Source organism: Shigella sp. FC1967 (assembly GCF_001743005.1).
Lineage (GTDB): Bacteria > Pseudomonadota > Gammaproteobacteria > Enterobacterales > Enterobacteriaceae > Proteus.
The window spans coordinates 1-1,417 of the sequence record NZ_MIIZ01000990.1 but is presented as its reverse complement, the minus strand read 5'-3'; the positions used below and the strand labels follow the sequence as shown (position 1 = coordinate 1,417).

The window sequence follows — 1,417 nt, the reverse complement described above, 5'->3', positions numbered from 1 at the left end:
AAAAATGCCTGTCGCAACATCTGCTGCAAAAATAACGGGTGCTTTCATGGTGGGGAGTTTACGAGGTGCAAGGCGAGATAACGTACGGCGTGCGCACTCTTGACCTACCCATTCAGGTGATTCGAGATCATCAAAACGACGACTTATGGTGTAAGCATAGTCACGCTCCATATCCTCACCATCACGAGCAATAACACAACTCGACATAGAATAGCGTGAAGATGAATAGCTTTTTAATAAGCCAAGGCTATTACCAAATACACGGGTTCCACTGTGGCTATTAAAGCTGCCCCCTTCGGTATTAATGATACGGCTATCGCTATCTAAAGCGGCTTTTTCTGCTCTTGATGCTAATTCAATCGCTTTATCTGCCGTGATGTCGGTAGGATGGTAAAGATCCAGGAAAGGGGCATCAAATGCTAATAACTCTTGATCCGCCGGGCCTGCATAAGGATCAACAGAAGTATAACGCGCAATATCCACAGCAGCTTGTACCGCGCGTTTGATCGCATCAGGACTTAAATCGGTTGAAGAGGCACTGCCTTTACGTTGTTGTTGATAAACTGTAATACCTAACGCGCCATCGCTGTTAAATTCCACATTTTCAACTTCACCATAACGCGTACTGACACTAATACCCGTCGATTTATTAATAGCGACTTCAGCACCATCACACTGTTTTGCTGCCAGCTCTAATGCGAGTGAGACGGCGTCTTCAAGCTGTTTTACCTGATCTGAATTATTCATTGAGAACCATTTTTCCTAAGGAGAACACCGCTTTTTACTTATTTTCAGCAAAGTAAATCAATTGACAGGTGGTCAACAAGCGATTTTCCCAGTTACAATAGAAGATATATGAATGTTATCACCCGTCGGGCTTTTGGTCATTCACCAAATCACACTCCCGGCTTACTCTGCAACAGGAATTTTTATTATGGCAAAGCAGCCTGAAGAGTGGCATTACCTCAATCCTGAATTTGACGATGCTTCGTTAGAAGAGGAAGAAGAGGACGAAATCATCTGGGTCAGCAAAAGCGAAATTAAACGTGATGCTGAAGCACTCAAAAAACTGGGCACTGAATTAGTTGAATTAAGTGCACAAGAATTAGAGCGTGTGCCATTAGATGAAAAATTATTAACCTCTATTCAATTAGCACAAAAAGTGCAGCGTGAAGCACGCCGTCGCCAAATTCAATATATTGGAAAACTACTGCGCAATGTGGACGAAGAGCCGATCCGCCAAGCGCTTGATAAACTCAAAAACCGTCACAACCAACAGATTTTAGTGTTACATAAACTTGAAGATCTGCGAATTCGCCTTATCGAAGGTGGCAATGAAGTCATTGAAGAAGTGGTTGCACTTTATCCGATGGCTGATCGCCAACAATTACGCACTCTTATCCGTAATGCGAAAAAA

The 1,417-nt window shown here is 43.0% G+C and carries 2 protein-coding genes; one reads left to right on the top strand and one right to left on the bottom strand.

Annotated features, from left to right (window positions below):
• Positions 1-747: metalloprotease PmbA (pmbA, locus tag BHE89_RS17225; RefSeq protein ID WP_128860664.1), on the bottom strand; the 747-nt coding region annotated here is incomplete at its 3' end.
• 187 nt (positions 748-934) lie between these two features.
• On the opposite strand from pmbA, the gene yjgA reads away from it, so the two are divergent.
• Positions 935-1,417: ribosome biogenesis factor YjgA (gene yjgA, locus BHE89_RS17220; protein ID WP_128860665.1), on the top strand; the 483-nt coding region annotated here is incomplete at its 3' end.